Consider the following 24694-nt stretch of genomic DNA (forward strand, 5'->3'; position numbering starts at 1 on the left):
GTTTTGGGGATCGGGGATTTCGTCAACTCGGTCGGTGACGCGATCGAGCACGGCGTCGAATCGGTCACTCAGAAAGCGGGCGAGCTCGCCGATTCCGGGTTGGACGCCGCCGCCACGCTGGCCCGCAAGGTTGGCGCGGACGGGGTCGCCGAGGGGCTGGACGATCTCGGCGACAAGATCGCCGATTTGGCCGGCGGTGAAATCCACGAGCATGAGCTCGGGCAAACCAAGGATCCGAAGGAACTGATCCGCGGTGATCCCTCAGCGATCCACGACGCCGCCGAAGCGTTGCAGAAGATGGGGGATTCGATCGGGCAGACCGGCGATGCCCTGCGTACCGTGAACACCGCGGACTGGACCGGGACCGCGGCCGAGGAGTTCCACACCGAGTTCGCCAAACAACCCAAGCTGTGGTGGGAAGGCGCGGACGCGATGCACAAGGCGTCCGGTGTCCTCAACAGTTGGTATTACGAGGTCACCGCCGCCCAAACCAAAGCCGCCGACGCGATCGCACGATGGGACGCCGCCGAGGCCGAGGAAACCAGCAAGAAAACCCAGTGGAACGCGCCCACCGATGAGCAGAAACGCAAAACCCCCCTGGTCGACACCTGGACGTCGATACGCAACGAAGCCCGCGAGATCCTGCTCGGCGCCCGCGCCCAACGCGACAACGCCGCGACCTCAGCCGCGGCAGCGTTGGCGGCGGCGACGGAGTCCGCGCCGACCGAGCCGCCGTTCACCGAACGTTGGTCCGACAACGTCTCGGACCTATCAGGGGCGTTGGATCAAGCGAAGCTGAACTTCACCTCCGGGTTTTTGACCAGCTTCTCCGGGATCGTGCAGTTCGTTCGCCAGGTCAGCCCACTCGACGCCTACAACCTCACCCATCCGGCCGAATACTTCTCCGGCATGTCGGATCTGGGCACCGGACTGGTGGTGGCTGCTGCCGATCCCGGTGCGGCGGTGTCGTCGATCCTGTCCGGTGCCCGCAAGAACCCCTCGGAATTCTTGGGCTCGCTCACCGGGGACCTGATCACGACCGTCGGGACCGGCGGTGCGGGCGCGGCCAAACCCGCCCTGTCGGCGTTGGACAAGGTCGGCGATGTCTCCAAAGTCACCAAAGCCACTCACACGGTGGGCAGCGCGGCAGAACACGCGCCACACGCCACGCCCAGCACACACACGCCGAGCGCTCCCACGTCTCACGCTCCTTCGTCGACACCACATGAGCCGGGCGCACCGACGGGCACCCACCCGAGTATGACCGAGCCGGGCACCCACCCCAACACAGCGACCGAATCCCCAACTCAACCGGGAACCACCGACCCCCATCCGGGCGACACCACGTCCCAAACCCCCTCGCACGCTACAGAACCCGACGCACCCCGACCGGACAACTCGGCTCCCAACCACACACAGCCGGAGTCACCATCGGCGGCACCGCATCCGGACACGAATCCGGCTCCTCACAACACTGATTCGCCCACCACAACCGAGCACGGCGGTGACCCTCCACAGCAGACCCATGACCCGAACCCGACCCCCACGGATGGGCATCCAGGGGACGGCACGACCCCTGGCGGTCACGACAGCCCGAGCCCGGATCATCAACAGTCTCACCACGACCAGCCGGTGGACAACACTCCGCAGGGTCGCGCCGAGGCCGACCAGGGTGCCGGTGACGTGGCGCGCGAAAACGGCGCGGACAGCAACCAGACTCCGAGCGAGAAGACCTGCGACCGGGATCCCGTCGATGTCGCCAGTGGCGAATTCCTGCTTCCGGAAACCGATCTCGACCTGCCCGGTGTCCTGTCGCTGGTGTTGGCGCGCACTCACCGCTCGAGCTACCGGTATGGCCGCTGGTTCGGTCCTTCCTGGTCGGCGACCCTCGACATCCGTTTGGTCGTCGAGCACGAAGGTGTGACCTTCCTTGGGCAGGACGGGATCATGCTGGTCTATCCGCACGCCGCGGCTGGTGTGGCGGTGGAGCCGATCACTGGTGGGCAGCGGTGGACGTTGACTCGCACCGACACCGGCGGCTATCGGCTCTGGGATCAAGGTCGCGAACTGATCTGGCATTTCGCTCCAGAACCGGTACTCGGCGACCTCGAATCCCGGCTGGGGAACTACGCGATCTCGGCGATTACCGACCGGCACCGTAACCGAATCCGCTTCCACTACAACACCGACGGCGCGCCGATCGAGGTCTCGCATTCGGGCGGATATCGAGTCCTCATCGACACCGCGGCGGGCCGGGTGACCGGACTGTCGGTCAGCAGTTCCGGCGACAACAGTGTTGAAACCGCCACGCGGGTGCGGGAATTCGCTTACGAGTTCGGTGAACTCGCGATGGTCACCAACGCCGTCGGCGCTATTACCCGTTACGGCTACGACACTGAACACCGGATGACCTCGTGGACCGATTCAAACGGCAATCAGATGGTCAACACCTACGACGAGTCCGGTCGCGTCATCTACCAGCGCGGCACCGGCGGTGTGATGAACTGCGACTTCGACTATCTCGAATTCCCCGACGGCACCGGCAGCCTCACCACCGTCACCGACTCCTTCGGTGCGGTCACCAGCCACGGCTTCGACCGGGACCGTCGCCTCCGCGACCTTGTCGACCCGGCAGGTGGTCGTACCCATATCGACTACAACGCAGACCGCAACCCGCTGAAAGTCGTTGCTCCCGATGGTGGCATCACCCGCTACAAGCACACCGCCGAGGGTGACGTCGCCGAAATCACCCGCCCTGACGGCCACGCCGTCGAGATCGAGTACCTGTGGCGCAACCGCCCCACCCGAGTCATCGAGGCAGACGGCAGTGTGCGACAACAGGAATGGGACAAGACCGGCAACCTCGCCGCCGTCATCGATCCGGCGGGCACCCGCACCGAATACCGCTACCACCCCAATGGCGCTATCGCCCAGATCACCAACGCCGACGGTGCCCGCACCACTATTGAGGTAGATCCGGCCGGTCTTCCCATCCAGACAACCGCCCCGAATGGCGCGATCACCCGCATTGAACGCGACCACTTCGGCAGACCGATCCGAGTCATCGACCCGCTCGGCGGCCACACCTGCTATGCGTGGGCTCCCGATGGAAATCTGCTGCAGCGCACCGATCCCGACGGTCACACCGAATCCTGGACCTACGACGGTGAACGCAATCTGCTGACACACACAGACCGCGCTGCCAACCTCACCCGCTTCACCTACGGTGCCTTCGACCTGCTGACCTCCCGCACCGATCCCGACGGGTCGACCACCCGCTACACCTGGGATGCTGAACGCCGCCTCACCGCGGTCACCAACCCCCTGGGCCACACCTGGACCTATGAGCACGACCTCGCGGGCCGTCTGATCGCCGAAACCGACTACACCGGCGCCACCACCCACTACACCCACGACCGCGCTGGCCGCGTCGCCACGATCACTCCTGCCACCGGCGTCACCCGCCACCACACCCACGACATCCTCGGTCGCCTCACCGAAATCACAGCCGACACCGGCGAATGGCTCCGCTACACCCACGACCCCGTCGGGCGCATCCTCACAGCTGTCTCCGGCAGCGGAGGGGACTCGATCCACACCCTCGAATTCGGCTACACCCCAACAGGCCACATCGCCACCCAAACGCTCGATCATCAACGCCCGATGCGGCACGACTACGACCAACTCAGCCGCCGCACCCGCCGCATCACCCCTTCCGACGCGACTACCGACTGGCACTACGACTTCACCGGCCGTACCCGCGCAATGACAGTCGACGGCAACCACGTCCAGTTCACCCACGACCCACTCGGTCGTCTAACCTGTTGGCGCATAGGTGAAATCGCGGTCACCCGCGCTTTCACCGCGATAGGGCGCCTCACCCACCAGGACGTCACTGCCTACCCCGGCAGCTCACTCGACCTCGGCCCGTCTACCCGCCCGAGCCCAAGCCTGCTCCGGTACGACGAATACACCTACCGCCCAGACGGATACCCCACCAGCCACATCCTCACCCACCCCGACACCGACCCGGTGCTTCGCGAATACACCCTCGATCCCGCAGGCCGTGTTACCACCATCACCCGCAACGGCACCCTCACTGAGCAATACACGTACGACCGTCTCAGCAACATCACCAGCACCCTGCCCGCGCAGGCCTCCGGCGAAGGCGCCGTTGCTCTCACCGCTCCAACAACACCGGCTACCACTCCCGGTTCACATCCCACACTGGAGACCAACGACCACCGCGAATACCAGAACAACCTCCTCATCCGAGACGGCCGCACCCGCTATCAGTACGACGAGTCCGGCCGCCTGATCCGCAAAATCACCACACGCCTGTCCCGTAAACCCGATATCTGGCAATACCGCTATAACGCCTTCGACCAACTCACAGACGTCTGGACCCCGGACCACCAGTGGTGGCACTACACCTACGATGCCCTCGGTCGCCGCACCACCAAACAACACCTAGCCGCCGATGGCGCCATCCTCCACCGCACCGACTACACCTGGGACGGCACCCACCTCATCGAACAGACCACCGACGACAGCTCGAAACGGTGGCAGTACCAACCGAACTCCCACATCCCCATCACCCAGACCACCGACCAAACCCGCGTCGACCGCGAGTTCTTCGCAATCATCACCGACCTCGTCGGCACCCCCACCGAACTCATCGATCCCGCCACCGCGACCAACACCGCCACCGCGTGCACCGATCTATGGGGCAACACCACCTGGCCAGAACAAGCTGAAACCCCACTCCGATTTCCTGGTCAGCAGCACGACCCCGAAACCGGTCTGCACTACAACCTGCACCGCGTCTACGACCCGCGCACAGGGCGGTTTCTCACAGCAGATCCTATGGGTCTCGCACCTGGCCCCAACCCCATGGGCTACCCTCGCAATCCGGGGCTGTGGACCGACCCGTTGGGGCTGGTGCCCTGTCGTAATGAGGACGGATCGTTCCAGTTCCGTGAGCCGAATCCGGCTCACCCGCCGAATCCTCAACTCGATGATTTGATGCACAAGAAATATTCGGAAAGCTACGACTGCTCAGAGATCGCGCAGGACATGCTCTCTAGAGCCGATGGGGTTGGGAGCATCATACGTTACGAACCAACAGACGGGAGCCTCCTGCTCACGCCCGAGAACGCCGGGCGTGTAACCCAGGAGTACGTATTCCATGAGGTATATACAGATGGTCGTTATGTTTACGATCCAAGGCTATCGGTAACTCCGATTCCTTTAGGCGACTTTGAGAGAGTGATCAAATACCTAAACCCGGGAGTGAGGTGGTCGGGATGACCAGCGCAGCCGACCGACCGTCCAAACGTATACTCTCCACGCTTGCGATTCTCGGCGAGGTCGAATGGGCTCGAATTGATATGGGTTTCGATGACTTCTCCCCCCGGAGGACTCCGCCATTCATAGTTTGGCGCTACAAGTCTGAATCCAGCGATACACCCGAGTTAATCCGATCTGGCGTACGATCCTATCGCGGCGAGATCGACTGGAATGTCGATAAACCAGGTCGCAACTGGATCATCCAGCCGATACGAGTCGCCTCGGGCACTCCGGAATTCCCGGGGATGGAGGGGCGCGAACTGTTAGACGCCATCGCGCAGAGCGATCCAGAGTATTGTGAATCTTCCATCCGAGATTTCCAGAATTTATTCGAGTATCTGTCCCGTCTATGGTGACTTAGTAACCATGAATAAGGATGAGGTGGTTACTGCGACTTCTGGCAAGACTTCTTTTATTACCGTAGCCGATCGTAGACGGCGCTCCTCGCAAAGTTTCGCCCACATTGTCATAAACGCGCCCAACCTCTGAACGGATGGATTGCGAAAGCCCGGACGTCGAACGGATCGGCCGCCTTCTCGCCGAATGGTTCCCAACCCGGAAAGCAATGACAGCCGTGGAAGATTTCGAATGCGCCGATCAAGTGGTTTGTTTCCTCGGCGAATGCATAATCGCGATACGCGCCGACATCCGATCCGCCGTGCCTATTTCTCGAAGCCCATGTAGATGTCCTTGCCGGTACGCCACTGGCTCTTGTGCAGGAATTGCGGGTCGATGTGTTCCTCGGCCTCAATGACTCCGGCCGCGGTCGACGTCAAGTGTGATCTGACGGTCGACTAAACTGGCTCGCTCACGAGATTTCCTGTGACGCAACGGAATCCGGTGTCGTCGTCGAGCATCCCGCGCGTGGCATCGTTGAATGCTGCTGGTTCGCCTCGGTCGAACGGGCTGGTGAATGCCGAGCCTTTGAGCTCGAATCGGTCGGTGGTGGTCTCGGTGGCCGTCCATTCCCAGGTGTTTCCGACGAGATCGTAGATGCCGAATGGACTGACTCCGCTGGCGTAGGTAGATACCGGCGTCGTGGTGCCGGGCCCGGAGCCGCGGACATTGCATTTGGCCGGGGTCGGCTGGTTGCCCCAGGGCCAGGTGTTGCCGCGGGTGCCTCGGGCGGCTTTCTCCCATTGTTGGCTGGTCGGCAGAGCTTTGTGGGCCCATTGGGCATAGGTGTTGGCGTCGTCCCAGCTGACCCAGACCACGGGGTGGTCGGCGATGTCGCGGGGCGGGGTCGGGCCGTCCCAATGCTGGGGCGTGGAATGTTGGTGGGCGGCAACGAATCGCGCGTAGTCGTCGTTGGTGGTCGGGAAGACATCCATCCAGAATCCGGCCACCCACACGGGTTGGTCTTGTGGTCCGGCGAGGAAGATTCCTTCGGGTACCCAGGTCATGAGCTTGCCGTCGGCGGGATGGCGGGTGTTGGTGCGTTGCTCGATGACGTCGGTGTCGCGAGCGTCGCTCAGGGCGGTGGGAGATATCGCTTCGACGAATCGGGCGAGTTCGTCGTCGTTGAGGCGCGACAGGATGGTGTCGAGGGCTGCTTGGTTCACGGGGCGGGGGCGGATGTTCGCGCCGCCGGCTTCCCAGCGGGAGATCACCCGGGGGTTGACGCCGATATGCGCTGCGAATTCGATCAGACTCATCCGTCGTGCGTCTCGCAGTGCGGCTGCTTCGGAGCCTGTCCAGCTCCGGACCACGATGGCCATCGAGTGTGTGCTCCCTTCCCCGAGCGTAGGGTCTGAGCCTAGTCGCAGCGGTGGTGCGGTGCGCGTCAGATGCGTTGCGGGGGAATGGATTCGTATTCCGCGCGGAGCCGGTCGATCAGCTTGTGGTCGACGGGAAGGTCGATGTCGTCGATGCGGGCGATTGGACGCACACCGACCGCGGCGTTGGTGGCGACGGCCGCGTCGACGTGCGGCAGTTCGGCCAGGGTGATGGGTTTGACGACGACTTCCTCATCGAGGGTCTGGCTGAGCAGGCGCATCGTGATGCCGGGCAGCACGTCGGCCTGCGGCCAGATCAGCTGGCCGTCGGAGATGACGCCGATGTTGGACGTCGCGATCTCGGTGATGGTGCCATCAGCGGTGGTGAACAGGACATCGTCGGCGCCGTCGCGTTGGGCGAGGCGGCGCTGGTAGAGGGCGCCGAACAGGCCGACATGCTTGGTTTTGGGTAGGTCGCGGGTGTAGACCGCCGACCGCAGAGTCATCGGGGCTTGTGGGACGGCGGGCGCTTCACGCCAGGTCACCAGGATCTGAGGGTCGGCGTCAGCACCAGGCCTGCCGAGGGCGATATGCGGGTCGAACACGGTGACCCGCACGACGACTGCGGCGTCGGTGTCGGCCACGGCGCGGCGGATGAGGTGGCGCACGCGCTCGGGGTCGAGTTCGGCGTCGAACACCGTGCGGCAGTCGCGGGTGAGCCGGTCCATGTGCTGGCTGAGCCCACGCACAGCGCGATTCTCCACACGCATGGACGTGAAGTGCCCGTACCCGACCAAACCCAGCGCGGCGAGCTCGGACTGACTGATCGGCGACCCGTTGAGTTCCATGCGGCCAGTGTGTCACCGAGGGCGCGTCGCGAAAGCGTGGCCCAACGCCGAACGTCAGTGAAAAGTCAGTGCAACGACATTCAGCGACAGTTCCGGGCAGGCGGTTGTGCGCCGATTCTGAGGTCCATGAAAAACACGGATCGCGGCAGCCGGGGTTTTCAGTCCGATCAACCAACCCTCCGCAGGGACCGAACCATCATGAGATCACCCGCAGCAATGGGCTACATCCGTCGTGACGAATCCGGCACACGCCAACCGTGGGACGAGACCGAAATCCGGCGCGCTGCACAGGATTTGGGCTACAACCTGATCAAAACAGTCGTGTTCGGCGACGACACGGACCATCCGGCGATGCGCCTGCGCAACGTGGCCCGCAACATGACCCGGGTGCGCGGGGTGGAGATCTCGGCCGTGCTTATCCCGAACCTGAGGCATCTTGACGGTGACGTGGGGCCGGTCATCGAGTGGTGTGACGAGGTGATCACCGTGGAGGACGGTGCGAGCTACAGCCGCCTCGGATCACATGTCATCGCCTGATGCTGGGGTGGCAACTGGGCCTGGTCATCGTGGTCACGCTGCTGTTCGCGGGAGCGATTTCCGGGGCCGCGTGGCTGATGTACCAGGACCGGGCCGATGACGGACTGGACAGTCAGAGCACATCGACATACGACACCGCCGCAGACACCGCTCTCGGTGTGAGTGCAGTCGAAATTCTATCCAGGCTCGGACCTGAGTATGACGCCCCAGACGACCAGTGACCAAAGGAGCTACTTCGATGCCAACATCGCACGACGCGCTACCGCAGTGGCGGAAGGTCCTCGATGCCGAGATACGGCCGTGGCTGGAGGAGCACCGCGCCTGTGGAGCCCTCGAAGGCGGCACGACATCGCAGGCGTGCGGCGCGAAATGGTGGCTGCTGCAACAGCATCAAGCACGCGGATTGACGTTTTCCGATGTCGCTTCAGGTGGTTGCGCAGCGTCTCGGCTGGGCACCAAGCAGCATGAGGGGGCCAGCCATGCGGGCTGAAGGTCTCGGCGGTTCGAGGCATTGCAGGCTCCTCCGGTCTACGACGGAGGCGGCACAGCGGCAACGTGCCGAGGTGTATCACGTCCGGAATCCCCTACGGTTGCCCCGATGCCGCGGTGGTTATGTGCCCCGGCATCGGGCGTTTCCACGAGGCTCGACGATGAGTGGTGAACGACGGCTGTCGGCGCTGCTGGACACCGCGTTCACCCCCGCGCGGTACTGCCTGAACGGAGCGGCGTGATGGGGCGGCTGCGGATCGCGGTGATCGGCTGCGGCGTCGCCGCGCAGACTCGGCACTTGCCCGCGCTGGCTCGTCTCGGGGACCGGTTTCGGGTGGTCGCACTCTGCGACACCGACCCGCGGGCGCTGCAGCAGGCCGCGGTGTGGGCGAGTGGATGTCGCGTCTTCGCCTCGGTGGGACAGCTGTTCGCCGCGGCCGAACTGTTTGACGCAGTGCTGATCGCCACCAGCGGTGACCATGTCGCAGAGATTCAGGCTGCGGCGGCAGTTGGGAAGCCGGTGTTCGTCGAGAAGCCGCTGTCGCTGACGCCGGACCAGGCGCGAGGGTTGGTCGAGGCCATCGAGTCCGCCGGCATCGGTTGCGTTGTCGGGTATATGAAGCGCTACAGCGCGGCGGTGACGACCGCGCTAGGGCAGGTCGGGATCGCGTCGGGTCTGCGCACCGCGGCTGCGGATCTGGTTCATCCGCCAGAGGACCGCTATCTGTATTCGGTGCTCGGCCGCGCGCGGCCGCCCGGCGGGTCACTGTCGGAGTTCGTGCACCACCAGGTCACCGATGGAGCCAGCGCTGCGGCCATCCGGCGGACCGTCGGAGTCGATGCTCCCCTCCCCGCGCTGGCCGCCTATTTCCTGTTGGCCACCAGCGTCATTCACGACGTGAATCTGTTGCGGACCGCGCTCGGCGGCCAGGTGCGGGTCGTGAACGCCGCGTTCTGGAACGACGGGCTGAGCGGGCAGGCGACCCTGCGCAGTCCCTCGGGGCGGGTCGGGCTTATGTCCTACACCTTCGTCGCGGCTGGCCGGTACACCGAAACCCTGTCACTGGTCGGCGACATCGCCCGGTGCGCGGTGTCGTTCCCATCGCCGTATCTGCCATACGCGCCGATCGCGCTGGACACCGAGAACGACGGTGCAGCGGTGACGCGGGAGTTGGCCTACGACGACGTTTTCGCCGCCGAGCTGATCGCCTTCCACAACCAGATCGTGTCCGGCCAGGCCGCAGTGACCGGCCCGCGCGAAGCACTGGCCGACCTCGAACTCATTGCCGAAATCGCACGGTCAGCGCAGACCGTCGACCGCGACACCACCACAGAAGGGAACCGTCGTGTTGGTCTCTGTTGATCTGGACAACCGCTTCGTTGACGCCTACGGGTTCGACATCGTCGAACGCAAGGGCATCGGCCACCCCGACTCGCTGGCCGACGGGCTGGCCGAGGAGCTCTCGCGCGCCTATTCACGACTGTGCCTCGAGGAGTTCGGGGCGATCCTGCACCACAACACCGACAAGACCGCCCTGCTCGGCGGCTCTGCCACCGTCGCGTTCGGCGGCGGCAGCGTGGACGGGCCTATCACCGCCTTGGTCAACGGCCGGTTCAGCGAGACCTTGGGGGAGCGGAAGCTGTCGGTGGGGGACTTGATCGAGACCGTGTCCCGCGATTTCCTGTGTTCCCGGCTGCCGCTGCTGCGCCGCGACGACATCGAGGTCCGCATGCGCCTGAACCCGGCATCGAGCCCCGGCCATGTCCACAGCGACACCAGCTCCCGCGACGGCGGGCGGCTGCACTGGTTCGCCCCGCGCAGCCTCGACGATCTGAGCGAGCGCCGCCGCCTGCACGCCAACGACACCTCCGCCGGTGTCGGGTACGCGCCGCTGAGCATCGCCGAACGCGCCGCCCTCGACATCGAGGGCTGGCTCAACGGCGCCGAATTCACCACCGCCGCACCGTATTTCGGGTCGGACATCAAGATCATGGTGTGCCGCGACGGAGGCGACCTGCACATCACGTTGTGCGTGCCCCAGATCGATCGGCACACACCGGACCTGGCCACCTACATCGACCGCAAACAAGCCCTGCACGAGTTGGTGCTGCAGCGGGCGCGTGGTCTGGCCCCCTCCGGTGCGGCGACGGTGGCGTTGAACACCCGCGACGACCACGACGCCCAGGAGCTGTATTTGACGGTGACCGGGTCCTCGATCGAGAGCGGCGACGAGGGCGTCGTCGGGCGCGGTAACCGCTGCAACGGTGTCATCTCGCTGATGCGCCCCATGAGTATGGAGGGCGCCAACGGCAAGAACCCCGTCTACCACGTCGGCAAGCTCTACAACGTGCTGGCCCAAGCCGTCGCCGAGCGGCTCTACACCGAAACCGGGCTGCCGATGGCGGTGTGCCTGGTGTCGAGGTCGGGCGGCGAGCTGACCTGCCCGGAGTTCGTTGGGGTCCAGCAGTCCGGCGGCGTCGCCGTGGACAGCGGGTACGTGAGCACGGTCGTCGAGGACGTGATGGGGTCGCTGCCCACGCTGCGCGAGGACCTGATCGCGGGGAGGCGGGCACTGTGCTGACCCAGTTAGCAGCCCGCGACGGCGATCCGGGCTTGCCGGTGTGCATCAACCCGGCCTGTTTCCGGTGGGGCACCTCGGTCAGCGAGTTCCTCACAGCCACCAGGAATGCAGGATTCGAGCGAGTGGAGGTGTCCATCCAGCAGATCCTGGCTCTCGCCGAGGCCCTCGGCGGCTTGGACGCCGTCGCCACCCGAATCGCGGATCTTGGGGTGCGGGTCGAGGCGTTCAGTGGTCTGATCCCGGCCGGGCCGGTGCTGCCCGCGCCGCTGCTGGTCGAGCAGGCCGCGTGGAGCACCGCCGAGGCCAGCATGGATGAACGGCTCACCGCCGCAGCTGCGTTGGGCTGCACGCGGGCGGCGATCGTGTGCAATCCACGCACTGATCTGTCGCCCGCCGACGCCGTCTTGACGGCGGTGGAGCGGCTCGGTCTGCTGGCCGACCGCGCCGAAACCTACGGTGTGCGCTTGGCGGTCGAGTTCATCGGCCTGCACGCGGGGTTGCCCGCGACGTTGGATGGAACTCACCCGTTCGTGCGGGATCTCGCGGGTCTGGTGGGTCTGCTCGACCAGTTGCGCCACCCCAACGTCGGGCTGCTGCTGGACACCTGTCATCTGTTCGCCGCCGCCGTGCCCGAGGCCGAGATCCGGGTTCTGTCGCCAGGGTCGGTCGAGTTCGTGCAGGTCAGCGACGTCCCTGATGGCATCGACCCGGCGGCGATGCGCGATGAGTTGCGCTGCCCGCCAGGGGAAGGCGTCCTCGACCTGCCTGGACTGCTCGCGGTCATCGCCGACACCGGATACAGCGGACCCGCATCGATCGAGCTGTTCTCGCCCGCGGTCTGGAGCCTCGATCCGGCCGAGGCCGCGCACCACCTGTTCGCCGCCGGACGGCATGGCCTGGCTTCCACGCGGGCGTACTCGGCCGGGCACACCCCGATGGGAGGACGGTCATGACGCTGCGTGTCGGGTTGATCGGCTGCGGCCGAATCGGCACTGAGGGACACCTGCCCGCCTACGCTCTCGGCGAGGTGACGGTGAGCGCGGTCTGCGACCTCGACCTCTCCCGTGCTCGACGTGCGGCCGAATCCTGCGGTGCCGCTGTCGAATCCGATGCCATTGCCTTGGCGCGACGCGGCGATGTCGATGTCGTCGATGTCGCGACCCGTCCCGGCGACCGCGCCGCGCTGATCCGCACGCTGCTCGATGTCGGTAAGCCGCTGCTGGTGCAGAAGCCGGTCCTCTACGACCTAGCCGAGGCGCGTGAGTTGGCGCGGGAGGTGCGCCAGGCGGGGCTGGCGGTGGCGGTCAACCACAACGCCCGGTGGGCACCTACGCACGCGCGGGTGCGCGGCTGGATCGAGGCCGGACGCCTCGGGCAGGTGTATGCGGTGCATCATGCGAACAGGTTCAACGAGGATCTGGCCGCCTGGTACACCGATCATCCGGACTACCTGTTCCTCGACCACGGCCTGCACTACCTCGACCTGGTCCGCTACCTCACCGGCCGCACCCCGACGACGGTGTCCGCGCGGGCATGGGCCAAACCCGGCCAGCACGCGTCGTGCCCGCTCGCGTACGCGATCACGCTGGGCTTCGACGACACAGCACCGTTGACCGCGAGCCTGTCGTTCAACAACGCCGTCCCCGCGCCCGGCGGATTCCACTACCGCCTCGACATCGACGGCGTCCTCGGCAGCGCCGGGGCCGACCTGGAACATGCCTGGCTCGTCTCCAGCGACGGCGTACCTGTCGAGAACGAGAAGTGTGGCGGGGCGTGGGTGCCCGACGGCATCCTCGGCGCCTATCGCGCGTTCGAGTACGCCGTGGAAACCGGTGCGGCGCCCCCGCATTCGCTCGACGACCATCTGCGCAGCCTGGCCGTAGCCACCGCGGCCGCGGACTCGGCCCGCGCCGACGGCGCCTGGACTCGCGTGGAGCAGCCATGAACAGCATGCCCCGCGAGGTCGGTGTCGCGGTGATCGGCGCGGGCACGCGATGGCGCACGCTCTACGGTCCGCTGCTGGGGATGCTTCCCGGTGTCCGGCCCGCAGGGATCTGCGGACGCGACCGCCACCGCAGCGCCGAGGCGGCGACCGCGTTGGGCACCGTCGCGTATCCGGACCTCGACGCGCTGCTTGGCGGTCCGGGTGTGGACGCGCTGATCGCGTGCGTGACCTGGTCGCAGAACCCCGAGCTGTATCGGCGGCTCGCGGCCTGGGACGGCCCGGTCCTGCTGGAAACACCGCTGTCGGCGGACCCGACCGAAGCAGCGGAGGTCGCGGCGGCGCTGGCCGCCCGGGACAGTTACACCGATGTCGCCGAGCAGTACCACCGCCGCCCGATCGAGACCGTCAAACGCGACCTGATCAAACGCGGCGTGTTCGGCGAGGTCCGGACCGCCTACAGCGACGGCGTCGGCCACGAATACCACGGTGTTAGCCTGCTGCGCTCCTACCTCGCAGCACCCGCCGCCCCGAGGCGGGTGCTGGCGGTGCAGCGGGATCTGCCGATCACCGACCACATAACCCACCGAGGCGTGTTCTTCCCCGGAGAACGCGTCCAGCACGCGGTGATCGAGTTCGACAACGACACCCTCGCGACCTACCACTGGTCGTGGCTCAACTACGAGTCCCCGATACGCGCCCGCCGCCACGCCGGTTTCACTGGCACCCACGGCGCGGCCTGGGGCGAGGAGATGGTCGCCCTCGCAGACCCGGACAACCCCCACGCCCAGCATTACCGCGTGCAGCGGCGCACCCGCGTCGTGCACGGCGTCGAAGTCCTCGCCGAGATCGCCGTCCTGGCCGACGAGACATGTATCACCAAGTGGCACAACCCATTCCCGCTGCTGCCGCTGGACGAGGAACGCATCACCGCCGCCGCTTTCCTCACCAACCTCGCCGCGGCCGTCACCGACCCCACCGTCGCGCCGCTGTACCCGCTCGCCGAAGCCGCCGCCGACCACGCCACCGTCGCCGCGATGTACCAGGCGATGGCCGATGAGTCCGGCAGTTGGACTACCCCATTACCGGGAGGCGTTTCATGACGATCAGCGTGTACCTGGAAGGTCTACCCGGCGCGGGTAAGACCTCCATAATGGTCACCCTCGCCGCCGCGCTCAGCGAGGACTGCCTCGCCGTGCCCGAAACCAACCCCACCACCGCCGACCGGGAAGCCATGCACGACAGGTCCTCCCAGGAGGTCACCCTGTGGTATTTGCGGCGGGAGTTGCGCCGTGACCGGCTGGCGTCGCGCCTCGCTGACGCACGCCACCCTGTGGTGGCGGTGTTCGACCGCAGTTACCTCAGCGTGCTGGCCTACTGCTGGGCCACCGCCGCGGTCACCGGCGACCGCGACGGGTATCGGCACGCCCGCGCCGTGTTCGACCGCGATATCCGGCCGCACCTGACCCCGACGGCGGCGATCGTGCTGCTCACCACCCCGGTCGCCACGTCGCTGCACCGCCGACGCGACAAGGCCGACCGCGAATTCGAACACCAGTGGTATCGCGGCGACTTCCTCGACGCGCTCGCCGAGTTCTACCGCGTCGAAGCCCCCACACTGGCCGTCGGTCCACTACACAACCTGGACACCACCGGCAGGCCCGCCGACCAGATCCACACGGCGCTGCTGCCCGTCCTCGACCCGACCGGACGCCGCACCGGCATCCCGGTCGAGCGCTTGGCGGCGCCCCTGGTACCACGGGGGCACGGCCGACACCTGTGCCGACCCGCCCTTCGCCGCTACTACGAAACACACGGCGGCGTCCGGGTTCTCGGTCAACCTCTGGGCGAGCCGATCAAACACCACGCTGGTGTCTGCCAGTTCTTCGAGCGGCACGCGGTGCTGCTCGACGAGACCGGCAACATCCTCCCCCTCGATCCCGCCATGACAGTCGACGACCTGATGGAGACACCGTGACCACGCCGCTGCGATTAGGAGTGCTCGGCTGCGGCATGATCGGCAGCGCGTACCTGCGCCAAGCCCACACTGTGGCCGGGGTTCTCGTCACCGCCATCTGCAGCCCATCGGCCTCCTCTCGGGATTCGGCATTGCGGTTGTGGCCGACCGCCCATGCCTACCGCGACCGCGGCGGCCTACTGGGCGACCCAGAGGTGGACGCGATCGTGGTCTGCACCCCACACGCTCACCACTGCGCCGACGCGGTGGCCGCGCTCGAGGCCGGCAAGCACGCGCTGATCGAGAAACCGATCGCGACATCGCTTCGCGAGCTGGACGAACTCGATCTCGCCGCCGCTCGCCACGATCGAGTCGTGGTCGCACTGCCACTCGTGGACCGCCCAGCGCTCACTGCGGTGGCCGACCTGGTTGGGTCGGGAATCATCGGCCCACCAATGGAATTCACCTCCATGCTCGACGTCCCAGGGCCACCACGATCCAACTGGTACTACAGCCACGACGCCGTGGCAGGCCCGGCTCTAGACACATTGCCGTATGCGCTGTCGCGGCTGCTGGCCCTCACCGGCACACCCAGCGCGGCCACCGCCTCGGTGACCCAGGCCATTCATCATCGGCGATGCCTCGACGGCGGAACACTCACCCAGCAGGTCGAGGACCACATGAGCATGCAGCTGATATTCCCGACAGGACAGCAAGCCATGGTCAAGTCGTCGTGGTGCCTGCACCGGCCCGAGGACTACCTCATCGTGCGCGGCCGATCCGGCGACATTCGACTCGACTGCTGGCGCAACCGCATCCTCGTCCGATCCAACACCCCACCCGAGCAGCCGCACTACACCGCCACCTGGGACGACACCCCGGCCTTCGGAATCGACATGCCCACTGTCGATCCCGAACATGTCAAGCTCACCGCGCTGGTCGCCGCAGTGGCGAGCAACAGTCACATCCTGGCCGAATCGTCGTTCGCGATGAGGTTGATCCTGACCGGGTTGGCGACACAGACAGGGGCCGTTGAGGTCTCGGCCGCCACCGGCGGGCCGCAGCCGCTTGTCGAGCTGCGGATCGGACAGGAGTACCTGTAGGCGATGACCGTCACTGTGGAGCGCTCGACGTGGCTGGCGACGCTGCCGAAGGCGCACTTGCACGTGCACCTGGAAGGTGCCGCCCGCGCCACCACCATCGCCGAGTTCGCGAATCGGCACCGCCTGCCGACGCCTGGCGTCGCGGATTTCAACGACCTTCCGGAGTTCCTCGACTGCTTCCGGCAAGTCACCGACGTCATCGCCACACCCGAGGACCTGCAGCGGGTCATCTGCGAGTTCGTCGCCGACGAAGCGGCCGAAGGCGTGCGATACAGCGAACCCATGGTCGGGCCGTGGCTCTACGCCGACCGATTCGGCTGGTCGGTGCCCGACACCCTCGCGTTCATCGACGGCACCTTCCAGCAGGCGGCGCGACGCCACGACATCGAAGTGCGCTACCTGCTCGGGGTGAACTGGGCACGCCCACCGGACTGGATCGAGCAAGCCGCCCGCTTCGCCGTGAAGCACGCCCGCAATGTGGCCGGGCTCGGCCTGGCAGGTGTGGAGCCCGCCGACGGATTCGAGCGCTACTCCCGGGCCGCAGCGATCATCCGCGCACACGGCCTGCTCGTCGTGCCACACCTCGGGGAAACCCAAGGACCACAGTCGATCCGCGCCGCCATCACCGCCCTGCGACCGCATCGGATCGCGCACGGCGTGCGCGCAGCCGCCGATCCGCGCCTGCTCGACGAACTCGCCGAGCACCGCATCGTCTGTGACGTATGCCCGACATCCAACGTGCGCCTCGCCGTCACCAGCGACCTCGCCAGCCACCCACTGCCGAGGATGCTGCGACACGGCGTCGCCGTCACGCTCAACGCCGATGACCCCACGCTGCTGGACACCACCCTCACCAGCGAGTACCAGCACGTCGGTAATGCCTTGGGATTCACCGATCATCAGCTGGCCGACCTCGCCGCCGAGGCAGCGTCCACGGCTGGTATGACCGAGGCCACACGCACGGCACTGCTGTCGAGTATCCGGCGATGGCTCGCCGACGATCAACCCGCCAAGGAAGGACACCGTGGATAGCGACGCCACCAACCAGTTCCAGATCCAGGTCACCGCACGCGCCCTGGTCACCAGGGGCGAGGATCTGCTGCTGGTCTCCAACGACGGCCGGATCTGGTACACACCCGGCGGTCGCCTGCAACCCGGCGAATCGCTGCACGACTGCATCCGCCGCGAAGTCCACGAAGAAACCGGACTCGATGTCGCCGCAGGCGAATTGGTGCACGTCTTCGAATACTGGGAGGCCAAACACCACCGCCACAAAGTGGAGTGTTTTTTCCTTGCTCGCCTGGAATCCGGTGCACTCGACCGGAATTGGGCCGACCTCGACGGCCCGGTCGAACACATGCGGTTCTTCACCCCGGCCGAAGTGCAGGCCGAAGAACACATCTACCCGCAATTCCTGAAGAAGGGCCAGTGGCGTACCGGCAAGGACATCTACATGGGGTTCGAGAAATGAGCACGGCGGGTCGGATGCCGCGGCGACGGCGTGTGGTCTTCGTCGACTGGTGGGGTGTGCTTTCCCACGACTTCTACTGGCAGTCCATTTGCGCCGACCCGCACCATCCGATCCGCGAGCAGCTGATGCAGTACATCGGTGAAATACTGACCGACAACAGCATCCGAGGGGACGAATGGATGCGAGGCCTCCGGTCGAGCCAGCAGGTCATCGCCGCGATGAACCTCACGCCCACCGCCGGACTCGATGAAGGGTTCCTGCTCGACACGCTGATCCGGGACTGCGCCGCCATGTCGGTCAACACCGAACTCGCGGCGCTGCTCGCCGAGATACGGGAACAAGCGTTCATCGTGGTCGCCACCGACAACATCGACTGCTTCGCCGACACCTTCCGCCGCGCGCAACGCGCCGCCGCACCGTGGTTCGGTGCAGCGGCGACGCTGACCAACGCCGTCGGCCTGTTCGACGACCTCATTTGCTCCAGTGACGTCGGCGTCTGCAAAAAGGACGACCCGAACCGGTTCTTCGGCGGGTGGCTCGACGCTCACGGCCTGACGATCGCTGAGGCCACGCTCATCGATGACAAGACCACCAACTGCGACGCCTTCGACCTCCACGGCGGCACCGCCGTGCGATGGGATGCTAACCGCGACAGCATCGCCGAGTTGCGCCACACGCTGGAGCAGTGGACGGCACATTCGCTCAAATGACCGCAAGATCGGGCGAAAGGCACCTCCCCGGTGGCGCGGCGGCAACCGACCGTGGATGCGCGCACCGGGGTTCTGGCACGGCCGGTGCGAACGAACGCGCCTGATGGTCTCGGGGTCGGAAACCGCCGCGGCGGGGTCCGCGCGAGGCGGGCGGGAGGAACGAGGGCGCGAACGCGGCATCGAACTACGTGGATGAGTACCAGAACCGAAGTCAGGAGTAGAACGGATGAGTTCCCACACGGCGCAGTCGCGGCGGATACGCGATGACATCGCAGCACTCACCGAAGAAGTTGCGATACTGGTGGATCCAGGGCATCCGGCAGTCTCAGCACTGATGCAGGCTGCTGATGAGCTGGCAGCAACCGCACTTGCCGCTGCGCCACGGAGCTACGGCGACCGGTCAGAGCAGGGGTGAGCATCGATGTGCACATTGTGTGATGACGAGCACTGCCTGACACGTTTCTATGCGACACCACGTCCGAAAGAGTCGAGAATTCTCGGGACCTGGGATGAGGGCGAATGCGACGCGCCGACGATGTCCGATCATCTCGAGGACGCCAAATCGGCCGCTGTCGAGGCGCGCGAACTCGACGATGCGGCATGGTTCGTGGGTTTCGACAGATTGAAAAGTGATCCGCCGCCACCGATCCGATGGCGTATCGCCGGACCGCTGGAATTTCCCGAATACTGCTTCGGTGATAGCCCCGGAGTCGTAGTGGGACCGATCCGCACGGCATGGGAGCTGGCGGCGTTCGCGGAGCGGTTGATGACCGGCCACGAACACGACGACGGCGGCACCATCGCCGAATGCCTTACCGGTGCAGTGCCGTTGCGGCAGGAACAACACTGCTGGTTCCTGCCGAACCTGCGAGTGATGGGACCATGGCAGGAACGAGTCACCGATGACGGCGCGGTGTATAAGGTTTGTGAGTACCTTCCGGCACCGCCACCGCCCCGACTGTAACTGCCTACCTCTGGAGGAGACGACCACCGGCGGATTGCCCCGTCCGGTCGATCGCCGACGCCACGCTCATCGATGACAAGACCAGCAACTGTGACGCCATCGACCTCAGCGGCGGCACATACGATGGGACGCCAACCGCGGCTGCATAGCCGATCTGCGCCACACGCTGACGCGGTGGATGACATTGGCTCAGCTGCGGGTAGGCCCCCTGGAAGAGGCGCTCAGCAGGTGTTGAGGAGAGCTTCGCAGCGCAGGAGAGACAACGCTGAGCGACCGTCTGTGATGATGCCGGTGCGGGCCATATGGAGGACGCGATCAACGGGCAACAGATGAGGCGTAATGAGTTCGGTCTGGCCTAAAGACGGAGTGTGATCGAGGACGGTGTCGTAGGCCAGGTAGATATCGCAGCGCGAGTTGGAGATAGGCAGGCTGTCGTAGAAGAAGCCGAAATGTTCGATACGGGAGGCCGTTGCGCCCGCCTCGTCGCGAAGCTCCTTCGCCGCGAGATCCTTCGGGTCACCATCGTGATCGAACAGGGCTCCTGCTGGCAGCTCCCAGCCCCATGCGCTCACGGTTTGGCGGTATTGGCGAAGCAGCAAGATCCTGCCGTCGCAGGTGAGGGGGACCACATAGACGGCACCTGCGTTCTCCAGGGTGGTCTGGGTATGCTCGGCGCCGTCGCGACCGAGGATCCGGTCGCGACGGATTCTGCCGAGTTTGTAGGTGAACGGGTAGTCGCTGTCGATCAGCGGCCAACCAACACTCATGTGATGTCCAGTGCGATATCGGTGCGTACGACCCGCCCCCGCAGCTGGATGTGGTTGAGCGCTTCGTAGGCGGTGGAGCGGGCTTGGCTCGGGTCGGCGGCGCGGGCCACCACGTTGATCAGACGTCCGCCCGCAGCGATCAATTCGCCGTCGTCGTTGAGGGCTGTCCCGGCGTGCAGGATGTGCGCGCCGTCGACCGCGGCGGCGGTTTCGAGACCGGTGATGGTGTCGCCAGCGACAGGGTGCGAGGGGTATCCGTCGCTGGCGATGACGATGTTGACGGCGGTGTCGGGGCTCCAGTCCAACTGTGTGTCAGGTTTGAGAGTGGCTGTGGCGCAAGCCATCAGAAGCCCTGCCAGTGGGGTGTCGAGGCGTTCGAGGACCACTTGGGTCTCCGGGTCGCCGAAGCGGGCGTTGTATTCGATGACTTTGACGCCGTCATCGGTGAGGATCAGCCCTGGGAACAGGACACCGGAGAACGGTGTGCCGCGCTTATCCAGTTCTGCCAGCAAGGGATCGACGACTGTCGCGGACAGTGCGTCTTCTACTCCGGCGGGGAGCCAGCTGACGGGGGAGTAGGCACCCATTCCGCCGGTGTTCGGTCCGCAGTCTCCGTCGGCGACGCGTTTGTAGTCGCGGGCCAGCGCCAGCAAGACCGATCGGCTGCCGTCGCAGAGGGCGAACGCCGAGAACTCCGGCCCGGCGAGGTATTCCTCGATCACGACCCGCTCGCATTCGGCGGCGTGAGCGCGTGCGGCGTCGATGTCGTCGGTGACGATGACGCCCTTGCCCGCGGCCAGCCCGTCATCCTTGACGACATACGGTGCACCGAATTCGGTGAGCGCGGCGTCTACTTCGGCGGCGGAGGTGCAGGTGCGTGATTTGGCGGTGGGGATCCCCGCCGCCGCCATCACATCCTTGGCGAAGGCCTTGGAGCCCTCGATGCGCGCTGCCTCCTGGGTCGGGCCGAAGCACGCGATTCCCGCCGCGCGCACCGCGTCGGCGACCCCGGCGATCAGTGGCGCCTCGGGGCCGACCACCACGAGATCGACGTCGAGGTCGACGGCCAAGGTAGCGACGGCGGCGCCGTCGCAGGCATCGACCGGATGACACTGTGCGATCGCCGCGATGCCGGGGTTGCCCGGCGCGGCAAGCAGTTCGGTGACCTCGGGGTCGCGCGAGAGCGCCTTGGCGATGGCGTGCTCACGGCCTCCGGGACCAACGACGAGGATCTTCACAGGTATTCATCCTTTTCTCAGGTGTTGGGCACTCGGGTGGTGGTTTATCGGTGTCGGCGCAGAACTGAGTGCAGCGTATCGAGGCCCCACTCGAGCTCGTCAGCGGTCAGATTGAGTGGTGGGGTAAACCGCAGCACGCGCTCGGCCACGACCGTCAGCAGTAAGCCTTGCTCACGCAGCTGGCCGAGCAGGTGTTGGGGGTCGACAGTGGCGGAGAGTTCCAGGCCTTGGAGTAGGCCTGTGCCGCGGGCTGCGGTGACGGGCAGGGTGTCGTCGGCGGCGAGTTCGCGCAATCTGCTGGCCAAGGTGCGCCCGCTGCGTTCGACGTTTCCTGGGATGTCTTCGGTGTCAATGACTTCCAGGGTTGCTCGCGCGGCAGCGGCGGCGACTGGGTTGCCGCCGAAGGTGCTGGCGTGGCTGCCTGGGGGTAGTGCACCGGCGAGGGTTTCTCGTGCCAGCACCGCTCCCATCGGAAGGCCGGAGGCGATTCCCTTCGCGAGTGAGCAGGCGTCGGGGATCACGGAGCTGTGCTCGCAGGATAAGAAGGGGCCTGTGCGGCAGATGCCGGTTTGTACCTCGTCGAACATCAGCAGCGCACCGTGGTGGTCGCAGAGTTCACGCAGCCCCTGTAGGTAGTGATCGTCAGCGGGGATGACGCCTGCTTCGGCTTGGATCGTTTCCACGATCACGGCGGCGGTGTCGGCGGAGATCGTCGCGGCGGCAGCATCGAGGCTGTTGAAACGGACGTGCGTGACGCCAGCGAGGAGCGGGCCGGTCCCGATCTTGTGCTTGGTGCGGCCGGTCAGGGTCAGTGCGCCGTAGGTGCGCCCGTGAAATCCGGTGTTCGTGGCGATGATCTGGGTTCGGTCTTGGCCTTGTTCGTGGAAGTGGCGCCGCGCCAGTTTGAGAAGGCATTCGTTGGCCTCTGAGCCGCTGTTGCAGAAGAACACGCGATCGAAGGGGGTTCGCTGGCACAGCTGTTCGGCGAGCAGTATTGCTTGGCGGTTGTGAACGAGGTTGGAGGTGTGGACAATTCGCGCGGCTTGCTCGGCGATCGCGGCGGTGATGGCCGGGTGGGCGTAGCCGAGGCAGCTGACGGCGTTGCCTGCGGTGAAGTCCAGATAGCGGTGGCCGTCGACGGTCATGACGTGGCGGCCGCGGCCGTACTCGATGACCAGCGAGGCGGGCTTGTAGGCAGGGAAGGTTGTGCGTTGCGCCGCCGCCAGGAGTCGCGTGGTCTGTTCGTTGGGGTGGCCGGTTCCTGTCGTGGGGTCGGCGACGGCGTTGCTGGTGGCGTCGGTGTCGTTGTGGCTCATGGGAACTCCGGTGGTGGGCCGAGGATCGAGAGTCGCTCGGCGATGATGCGTGCGATGAGCTGGTTGGCTCGGTCGCTGGGGTGCGGGCCGAGTTTGCCGTAGGCGTAGAGGCCCGCCGGGGCGGGTTCGGCCCGGAACGTGGGGGTAAGGTCGATGACCGGCAGCACCGCGCCCATCGCGGTAAAGAACGCCTCGTGGGCGGCGGGCACGCGGTCCAGGTCGGCGGGTTGGGGAACGATGACCAGCGCGGCCTGCTTACCAGCGGCAGCGCACGTCTGGGCGAACCTGCGGATCAGCGCTTCGAGCAGCGCAGTCGATGCCTCTTCGCTGTAGAGGCGGGAGGTGAGGGTGTGGTTCTCGCGCACCACGACCGCGAACGCTCGCCGGAATCCGCGGTCGGGCTGTCGACGGAGGCGGCCGACGGTGAGGTGGAACAGGATCGGAAGGTGGCGTCGCGCTCGGGTGAGCAGGTGCACGACGTGGGGGAAGGCGAGCAGGTCTCGTTGGAACTTGCGGCGGTAGAACGGGTCGATCACCTGGATGCGTGGTAGGTGCGGGCGGTAGTCGAGGTAGTCCTCGGGTCGCTCGATCACGCTGGGGTGCAGGACAAGTCGCCCGTCGAGCAGCTGGAAACGGGGCTTGAACGCCAAGGTGTTGCCGTATTCGAAGTAGTGCTTCCATGCGGACTGGATGCGGGCGATGGTTTCGGGTACGACGCCCATGACGACGAGGCCGGCGTCGAGGTAGGGCAGCTCCCGCTCGAGCCGAAGCAGCGCCTGGTCCAGGCCGTAGTTGCCGACGCCGTAGTTGGCGACGTTGGCACCGGTCGGGCGAGAAAGGTGGTGCGGCCAGGTCTGATCGTCATTGACCAGTCGGCAGAAGGTGAACGAGTCACCGAAACACGCGATCGGAGCTGAGGGCTCGTCACCGTAGCCAGGATTGATGCGCCGCCCGGCGCCGTCGACGCTGTAGCTGGTGACACCGTCATCGGTGATCTCGTTCGCTGTCTCGCCGGGCCGTCGACACCAGCCGAGTTCGGGGTCGAAAGAACGGTGGGCGTGGGCATTCACGGTGGCGGGGCTGAGCACTGGTGCAAGGTCTGCGCGGGTGATCAGCCATGGGAAGGACCGGCGATGCCAACCGATCAACGCCCATGCTGCGAGTTCGGCGACGAGGGCAGCGAGGATTGCCCGCCGCATCATCGCAGCTCCCGTATGCGGTCCAGAATTGCCGCGGCCAGCACGGCTGGGCTACCGGCGGCACCGGAAGTGTCGAGCACAAGGTCAGGGGCGGCCGGGCGGGGGAAGGGGATGTCGACACCTACAACGTTGCTTTCATTTCCGGCGGCGGCCGCGGCATAGAGGCCCTTGGTGTCACGCGCGCGCAACACATCCATCGGCGCGTCGAGGAAGACCTCGAAATACGACGAGAAGGTGGCCCGATTCCATGCTTGCCAGTCGGGGAAGATCGACAGCACAGCCGCGACGACGTCCAAGCCCTGTTGATCGAGCATGGCGCACAACCTCGAGATCCGGCCCGCGTTGACCTCCCGGCCAGCGATGTCATGCCCGGTCTGCTCACCCCACACCTCGCGCAGCATGTCGCCGTCGAGGTAGACCGTGCCGGGGTGGGTGGTGCGGAGTTCGGCCTCCACGAGACGTCCGATGGTTGTCTTTCCTGCTCCGGACATCCCTATCAACCAGGTG

General features: G+C 65.9%; 23 protein-coding genes. 16 read left to right on the forward strand and 7 right to left on the reverse strand.

The window, feature by feature from the left end; translation table 11 throughout:
* Nucleotides 1–3 precede the first annotated feature (3 nt).
* On the forward strand, nt 4–5310 hold the full coding sequence (locus AB0J47_RS18330; protein ID WP_364346832.1) for a putative T7SS-secreted protein: 5307 nt from the start codon (nt 4–6) through the stop codon (nt 5308–5310).
* Nucleotides 5307–5705, forward strand: a complete 399-nt coding sequence (locus AB0J47_RS18335) for a hypothetical protein (protein WP_364346834.1) — start codon at nt 5307–5309, stop codon at nt 5703–5705. The genes AB0J47_RS18330 and AB0J47_RS18335 overlap by 4 nt, the downstream gene beginning before the upstream one ends.
* A 438-nt stretch (nt 5706–6143) precedes the next feature.
* Here the strand turns inward: AB0J47_RS18335 and AB0J47_RS18340 are convergent, their stop codons facing one another.
* Both AB0J47_RS18340 and AB0J47_RS18345 read right to left on the reverse strand, forming a co-directional pair.
* Nucleotides 6144–7067, reverse strand: coding sequence for an SUMF1/EgtB/PvdO family nonheme iron enzyme (locus AB0J47_RS18340; protein WP_364346836.1), 924 nt, complete (start codon nt 7065–7067; stop codon nt 6144–6146).
* Between the two features lie 65 nt (nt 7068–7132).
* The gene (locus AB0J47_RS18345) at nt 7133–7912 is read right to left on the reverse strand and encodes an aminotransferase class IV family protein (RefSeq protein ID WP_364346838.1); all 780 of its coding nucleotides are present in this window, start codon (nt 7910–7912) and stop codon (nt 7133–7135) included.
* Between the two features lie 216 nt (nt 7913–8128).
* Between AB0J47_RS18345 and AB0J47_RS18350 the strand changes: the two genes are divergently transcribed.
* From AB0J47_RS18350 to AB0J47_RS18415, 14 genes are all read left to right on the forward strand, one after another.
* Nucleotides 8129–8449 carry a hypothetical protein gene (locus AB0J47_RS18350; protein WP_364346840.1) on the forward strand — a complete coding sequence of 107 codons (321 nt, stop codon included), beginning with the start codon at nt 8129–8131 and terminating at the stop codon, nt 8447–8449.
* Complete coding sequence (locus AB0J47_RS18355; protein WP_364346842.1) at nt 8449–8670, forward strand: hypothetical protein; 222 nt, start codon at nt 8449–8451, stop codon at nt 8668–8670. Before AB0J47_RS18350 ends, AB0J47_RS18355 begins: the two co-directional genes overlap by 1 nt.
* 17 nt (nt 8671–8687) lie before the next feature.
* On the forward strand, nt 8688–8939 hold the full coding sequence (locus AB0J47_RS18360; RefSeq protein ID WP_364346844.1) for a hypothetical protein: 252 nt from the start codon (nt 8688–8690) through the stop codon (nt 8937–8939).
* 240 nt (nt 8940–9179) lie between these two features.
* Nucleotides 9180–10301: a Gfo/Idh/MocA family oxidoreductase gene (locus tag AB0J47_RS18365; protein ID WP_364346846.1), complete on the forward strand. Its 1122-nt coding sequence runs from the start codon at nt 9180–9182 to the stop codon at nt 10299–10301.
* Entirely contained in the window at nt 10285–11520 is a 1236-nt protein-coding gene (locus tag AB0J47_RS18370; RefSeq protein WP_364346848.1) for a methionine adenosyltransferase, read from the forward strand. The genes AB0J47_RS18365 and AB0J47_RS18370 overlap by 17 nt, the downstream gene beginning before the upstream one ends.
* Nucleotides 11514–12473 (forward strand): sugar phosphate isomerase/epimerase family protein, encoded by a 960-nt coding sequence (locus AB0J47_RS18375; protein ID WP_364346850.1) that lies wholly within the window; start codon nt 11514–11516, stop codon nt 12471–12473. The genes AB0J47_RS18370 and AB0J47_RS18375 overlap by 7 nt, the downstream gene beginning before the upstream one ends.
* Nucleotides 12470–13465: a Gfo/Idh/MocA family oxidoreductase gene (locus AB0J47_RS18380; protein ID WP_364346852.1), complete on the forward strand. Its 996-nt coding sequence runs from the start codon at nt 12470–12472 to the stop codon at nt 13463–13465. The genes AB0J47_RS18375 and AB0J47_RS18380 overlap by 4 nt, the downstream gene beginning before the upstream one ends.
* Complete coding sequence (locus AB0J47_RS18385; RefSeq protein WP_364346854.1) at nt 13462–14565, forward strand: Gfo/Idh/MocA family oxidoreductase; 1104 nt, start codon at nt 13462–13464, stop codon at nt 14563–14565. Before AB0J47_RS18380 ends, AB0J47_RS18385 begins: the two co-directional genes overlap by 4 nt.
* Nucleotides 14562–15440, forward strand: coding sequence for a hypothetical protein (locus tag AB0J47_RS18390; protein ID WP_364346856.1), 879 nt, complete (start codon nt 14562–14564; stop codon nt 15438–15440). Before AB0J47_RS18385 ends, AB0J47_RS18390 begins: the two co-directional genes overlap by 4 nt.
* Entirely contained in the window at nt 15437–16522 is a 1086-nt protein-coding gene (locus tag AB0J47_RS18395) for a Gfo/Idh/MocA family oxidoreductase (RefSeq protein WP_364346858.1), read from the forward strand. Before AB0J47_RS18390 ends, AB0J47_RS18395 begins: the two co-directional genes overlap by 4 nt.
* 3 nt (nt 16523–16525) lie before the next feature.
* Entirely contained in the window at nt 16526–17554 is a 1029-nt protein-coding gene (gene add / locus AB0J47_RS18400; protein WP_364346860.1) for an adenosine deaminase, read from the forward strand.
* Nucleotides 17547–17993, forward strand: a complete 447-nt coding sequence (locus AB0J47_RS18405; RefSeq protein ID WP_364346862.1) for an NUDIX hydrolase — start codon at nt 17547–17549, stop codon at nt 17991–17993. Before add ends, AB0J47_RS18405 begins: the two co-directional genes overlap by 8 nt.
* The gene (locus tag AB0J47_RS18410; protein WP_364346864.1) at nt 17990–18703 is read left to right on the forward strand and encodes a hypothetical protein; all 714 of its coding nucleotides are present in this window, start codon (nt 17990–17992) and stop codon (nt 18701–18703) included. Before AB0J47_RS18405 ends, AB0J47_RS18410 begins: the two co-directional genes overlap by 4 nt.
* 535 nt (nt 18704–19238) lie before the next feature.
* Entirely contained in the window at nt 19239–19667 is a 429-nt protein-coding gene (locus AB0J47_RS18415) for a hypothetical protein (protein WP_364346866.1), read from the forward strand.
* 221 nt (nt 19668–19888) lie between these two features.
* On the opposite strand, the gene AB0J47_RS18420 is transcribed toward AB0J47_RS18415, so the two are convergent.
* From AB0J47_RS18420 to AB0J47_RS18440, 5 genes are read right to left on the reverse strand one after another with little or no spacing between them, the layout of a single operon-like run.
* Nucleotides 19889–20434 (reverse strand): NUDIX hydrolase, encoded by a 546-nt coding sequence (locus tag AB0J47_RS18420; RefSeq protein WP_364346868.1) that lies wholly within the window; start codon nt 20432–20434, stop codon nt 19889–19891.
* Nucleotides 20431–21672, reverse strand: a complete 1242-nt coding sequence (purD, locus tag AB0J47_RS18425) for a phosphoribosylamine--glycine ligase (protein ID WP_364346870.1) — start codon at nt 21670–21672, stop codon at nt 20431–20433. The genes AB0J47_RS18420 and purD overlap by 4 nt, the downstream gene beginning before the upstream one ends.
* A gap of 44 nt (nt 21673–21716) precedes the next feature.
* On the reverse strand, nt 21717–22988 hold the full coding sequence (locus tag AB0J47_RS18430) for an acetylornithine transaminase (protein WP_364346872.1): 1272 nt from the start codon (nt 22986–22988) through the stop codon (nt 21717–21719).
* Nucleotides 22985–24190 (reverse strand): hypothetical protein, encoded by a 1206-nt coding sequence (locus AB0J47_RS18435; protein ID WP_364346874.1) that lies wholly within the window; start codon nt 24188–24190, stop codon nt 22985–22987. Before AB0J47_RS18435 ends, AB0J47_RS18430 begins: the two co-directional genes overlap by 4 nt.
* Nucleotides 24187–24678, reverse strand: a complete 492-nt coding sequence (locus AB0J47_RS18440) for an adenylyl-sulfate kinase (protein WP_364346876.1) — start codon at nt 24676–24678, stop codon at nt 24187–24189. The genes AB0J47_RS18435 and AB0J47_RS18440 overlap by 4 nt, the downstream gene beginning before the upstream one ends.
* Nucleotides 24679–24694 lie beyond the last annotated feature (16 nt).

Source organism: Nocardia sp. NPDC049737 (assembly GCF_040674755.1).
Taxonomy (GTDB): domain Bacteria; phylum Actinomycetota; class Actinomycetes; order Mycobacteriales; family Mycobacteriaceae; genus Nocardia.

What these genes read in the sequence shown, in the direction of transcription:
- AB0J47_RS18355 (WP_364346842.1), top strand. Translation starts at nt 8,449, where the DNA reads ATGCTGGGGTGGCAACTGGGCCTGGTCATCGTGGTCACGCTGCTGTTC.
- add (WP_364346860.1), top strand. Translation starts at nt 16,526, where the DNA reads ATGACCGTCACTGTGGAGCGCTCGACGTGGCTGGCGACGCTGCCGAAG.
- AB0J47_RS18365 (WP_364346846.1), top strand. Translation starts at nt 9,180, where the DNA reads ATGGGGCGGCTGCGGATCGCGGTGATCGGCTGCGGCGTCGCCGCGCAG.
- AB0J47_RS18360 (WP_364346844.1), top strand. Translation starts at nt 8,688, where the DNA reads ATGCCAACATCGCACGACGCGCTACCGCAGTGGCGGAAGGTCCTCGAT.
- AB0J47_RS18420 (WP_364346868.1), bottom strand. Translation starts at nt 20,434, where the DNA reads ATGAGTGTTGGTTGGCCGCTGATCGACAGCGACTACCCGTTCACCTAC.
- AB0J47_RS18380 (WP_364346852.1), top strand. Translation starts at nt 12,470, where the DNA reads ATGACGCTGCGTGTCGGGTTGATCGGCTGCGGCCGAATCGGCACTGAG.
- AB0J47_RS18410 (WP_364346864.1), top strand. Translation starts at nt 17,990, where the DNA reads ATGAGCACGGCGGGTCGGATGCCGCGGCGACGGCGTGTGGTCTTCGTC.
- AB0J47_RS18335 (WP_364346834.1), top strand. Translation starts at nt 5,307, where the DNA reads ATGACCAGCGCAGCCGACCGACCGTCCAAACGTATACTCTCCACGCTT.
- AB0J47_RS18430 (WP_364346872.1), bottom strand. Translation starts at nt 22,988, where the DNA reads ATGAGCCACAACGACACCGACGCCACCAGCAACGCCGTCGCCGACCCC.
- AB0J47_RS18440 (WP_364346876.1), bottom strand. Translation starts at nt 24,678, where the DNA reads ATGTCCGGAGCAGGAAAGACAACCATCGGACGTCTCGTGGAGGCCGAA.
- AB0J47_RS18435 (WP_364346874.1), bottom strand. Translation starts at nt 24,190, where the DNA reads ATGATGCGGCGGGCAATCCTCGCTGCCCTCGTCGCCGAACTCGCAGCA.
- AB0J47_RS18415 (WP_364346866.1), top strand. Translation starts at nt 19,239, where the DNA reads ATGTCCGATCATCTCGAGGACGCCAAATCGGCCGCTGTCGAGGCGCGC.
- AB0J47_RS18350 (WP_364346840.1), top strand. Translation starts at nt 8,129, where the DNA reads ATGGGCTACATCCGTCGTGACGAATCCGGCACACGCCAACCGTGGGAC.
- AB0J47_RS18390 (WP_364346856.1), top strand. Translation starts at nt 14,562, where the DNA reads ATGACGATCAGCGTGTACCTGGAAGGTCTACCCGGCGCGGGTAAGACC.
- AB0J47_RS18345 (WP_364346838.1), bottom strand. Translation starts at nt 7,912, where the DNA reads ATGGAACTCAACGGGTCGCCGATCAGTCAGTCCGAGCTCGCCGCGCTG.
- AB0J47_RS18385 (WP_364346854.1), top strand. Translation starts at nt 13,462, where the DNA reads ATGAACAGCATGCCCCGCGAGGTCGGTGTCGCGGTGATCGGCGCGGGC.
- AB0J47_RS18340 (WP_364346836.1), bottom strand. Translation starts at nt 7,067, where the DNA reads ATGGCCATCGTGGTCCGGAGCTGGACAGGCTCCGAAGCAGCCGCACTG.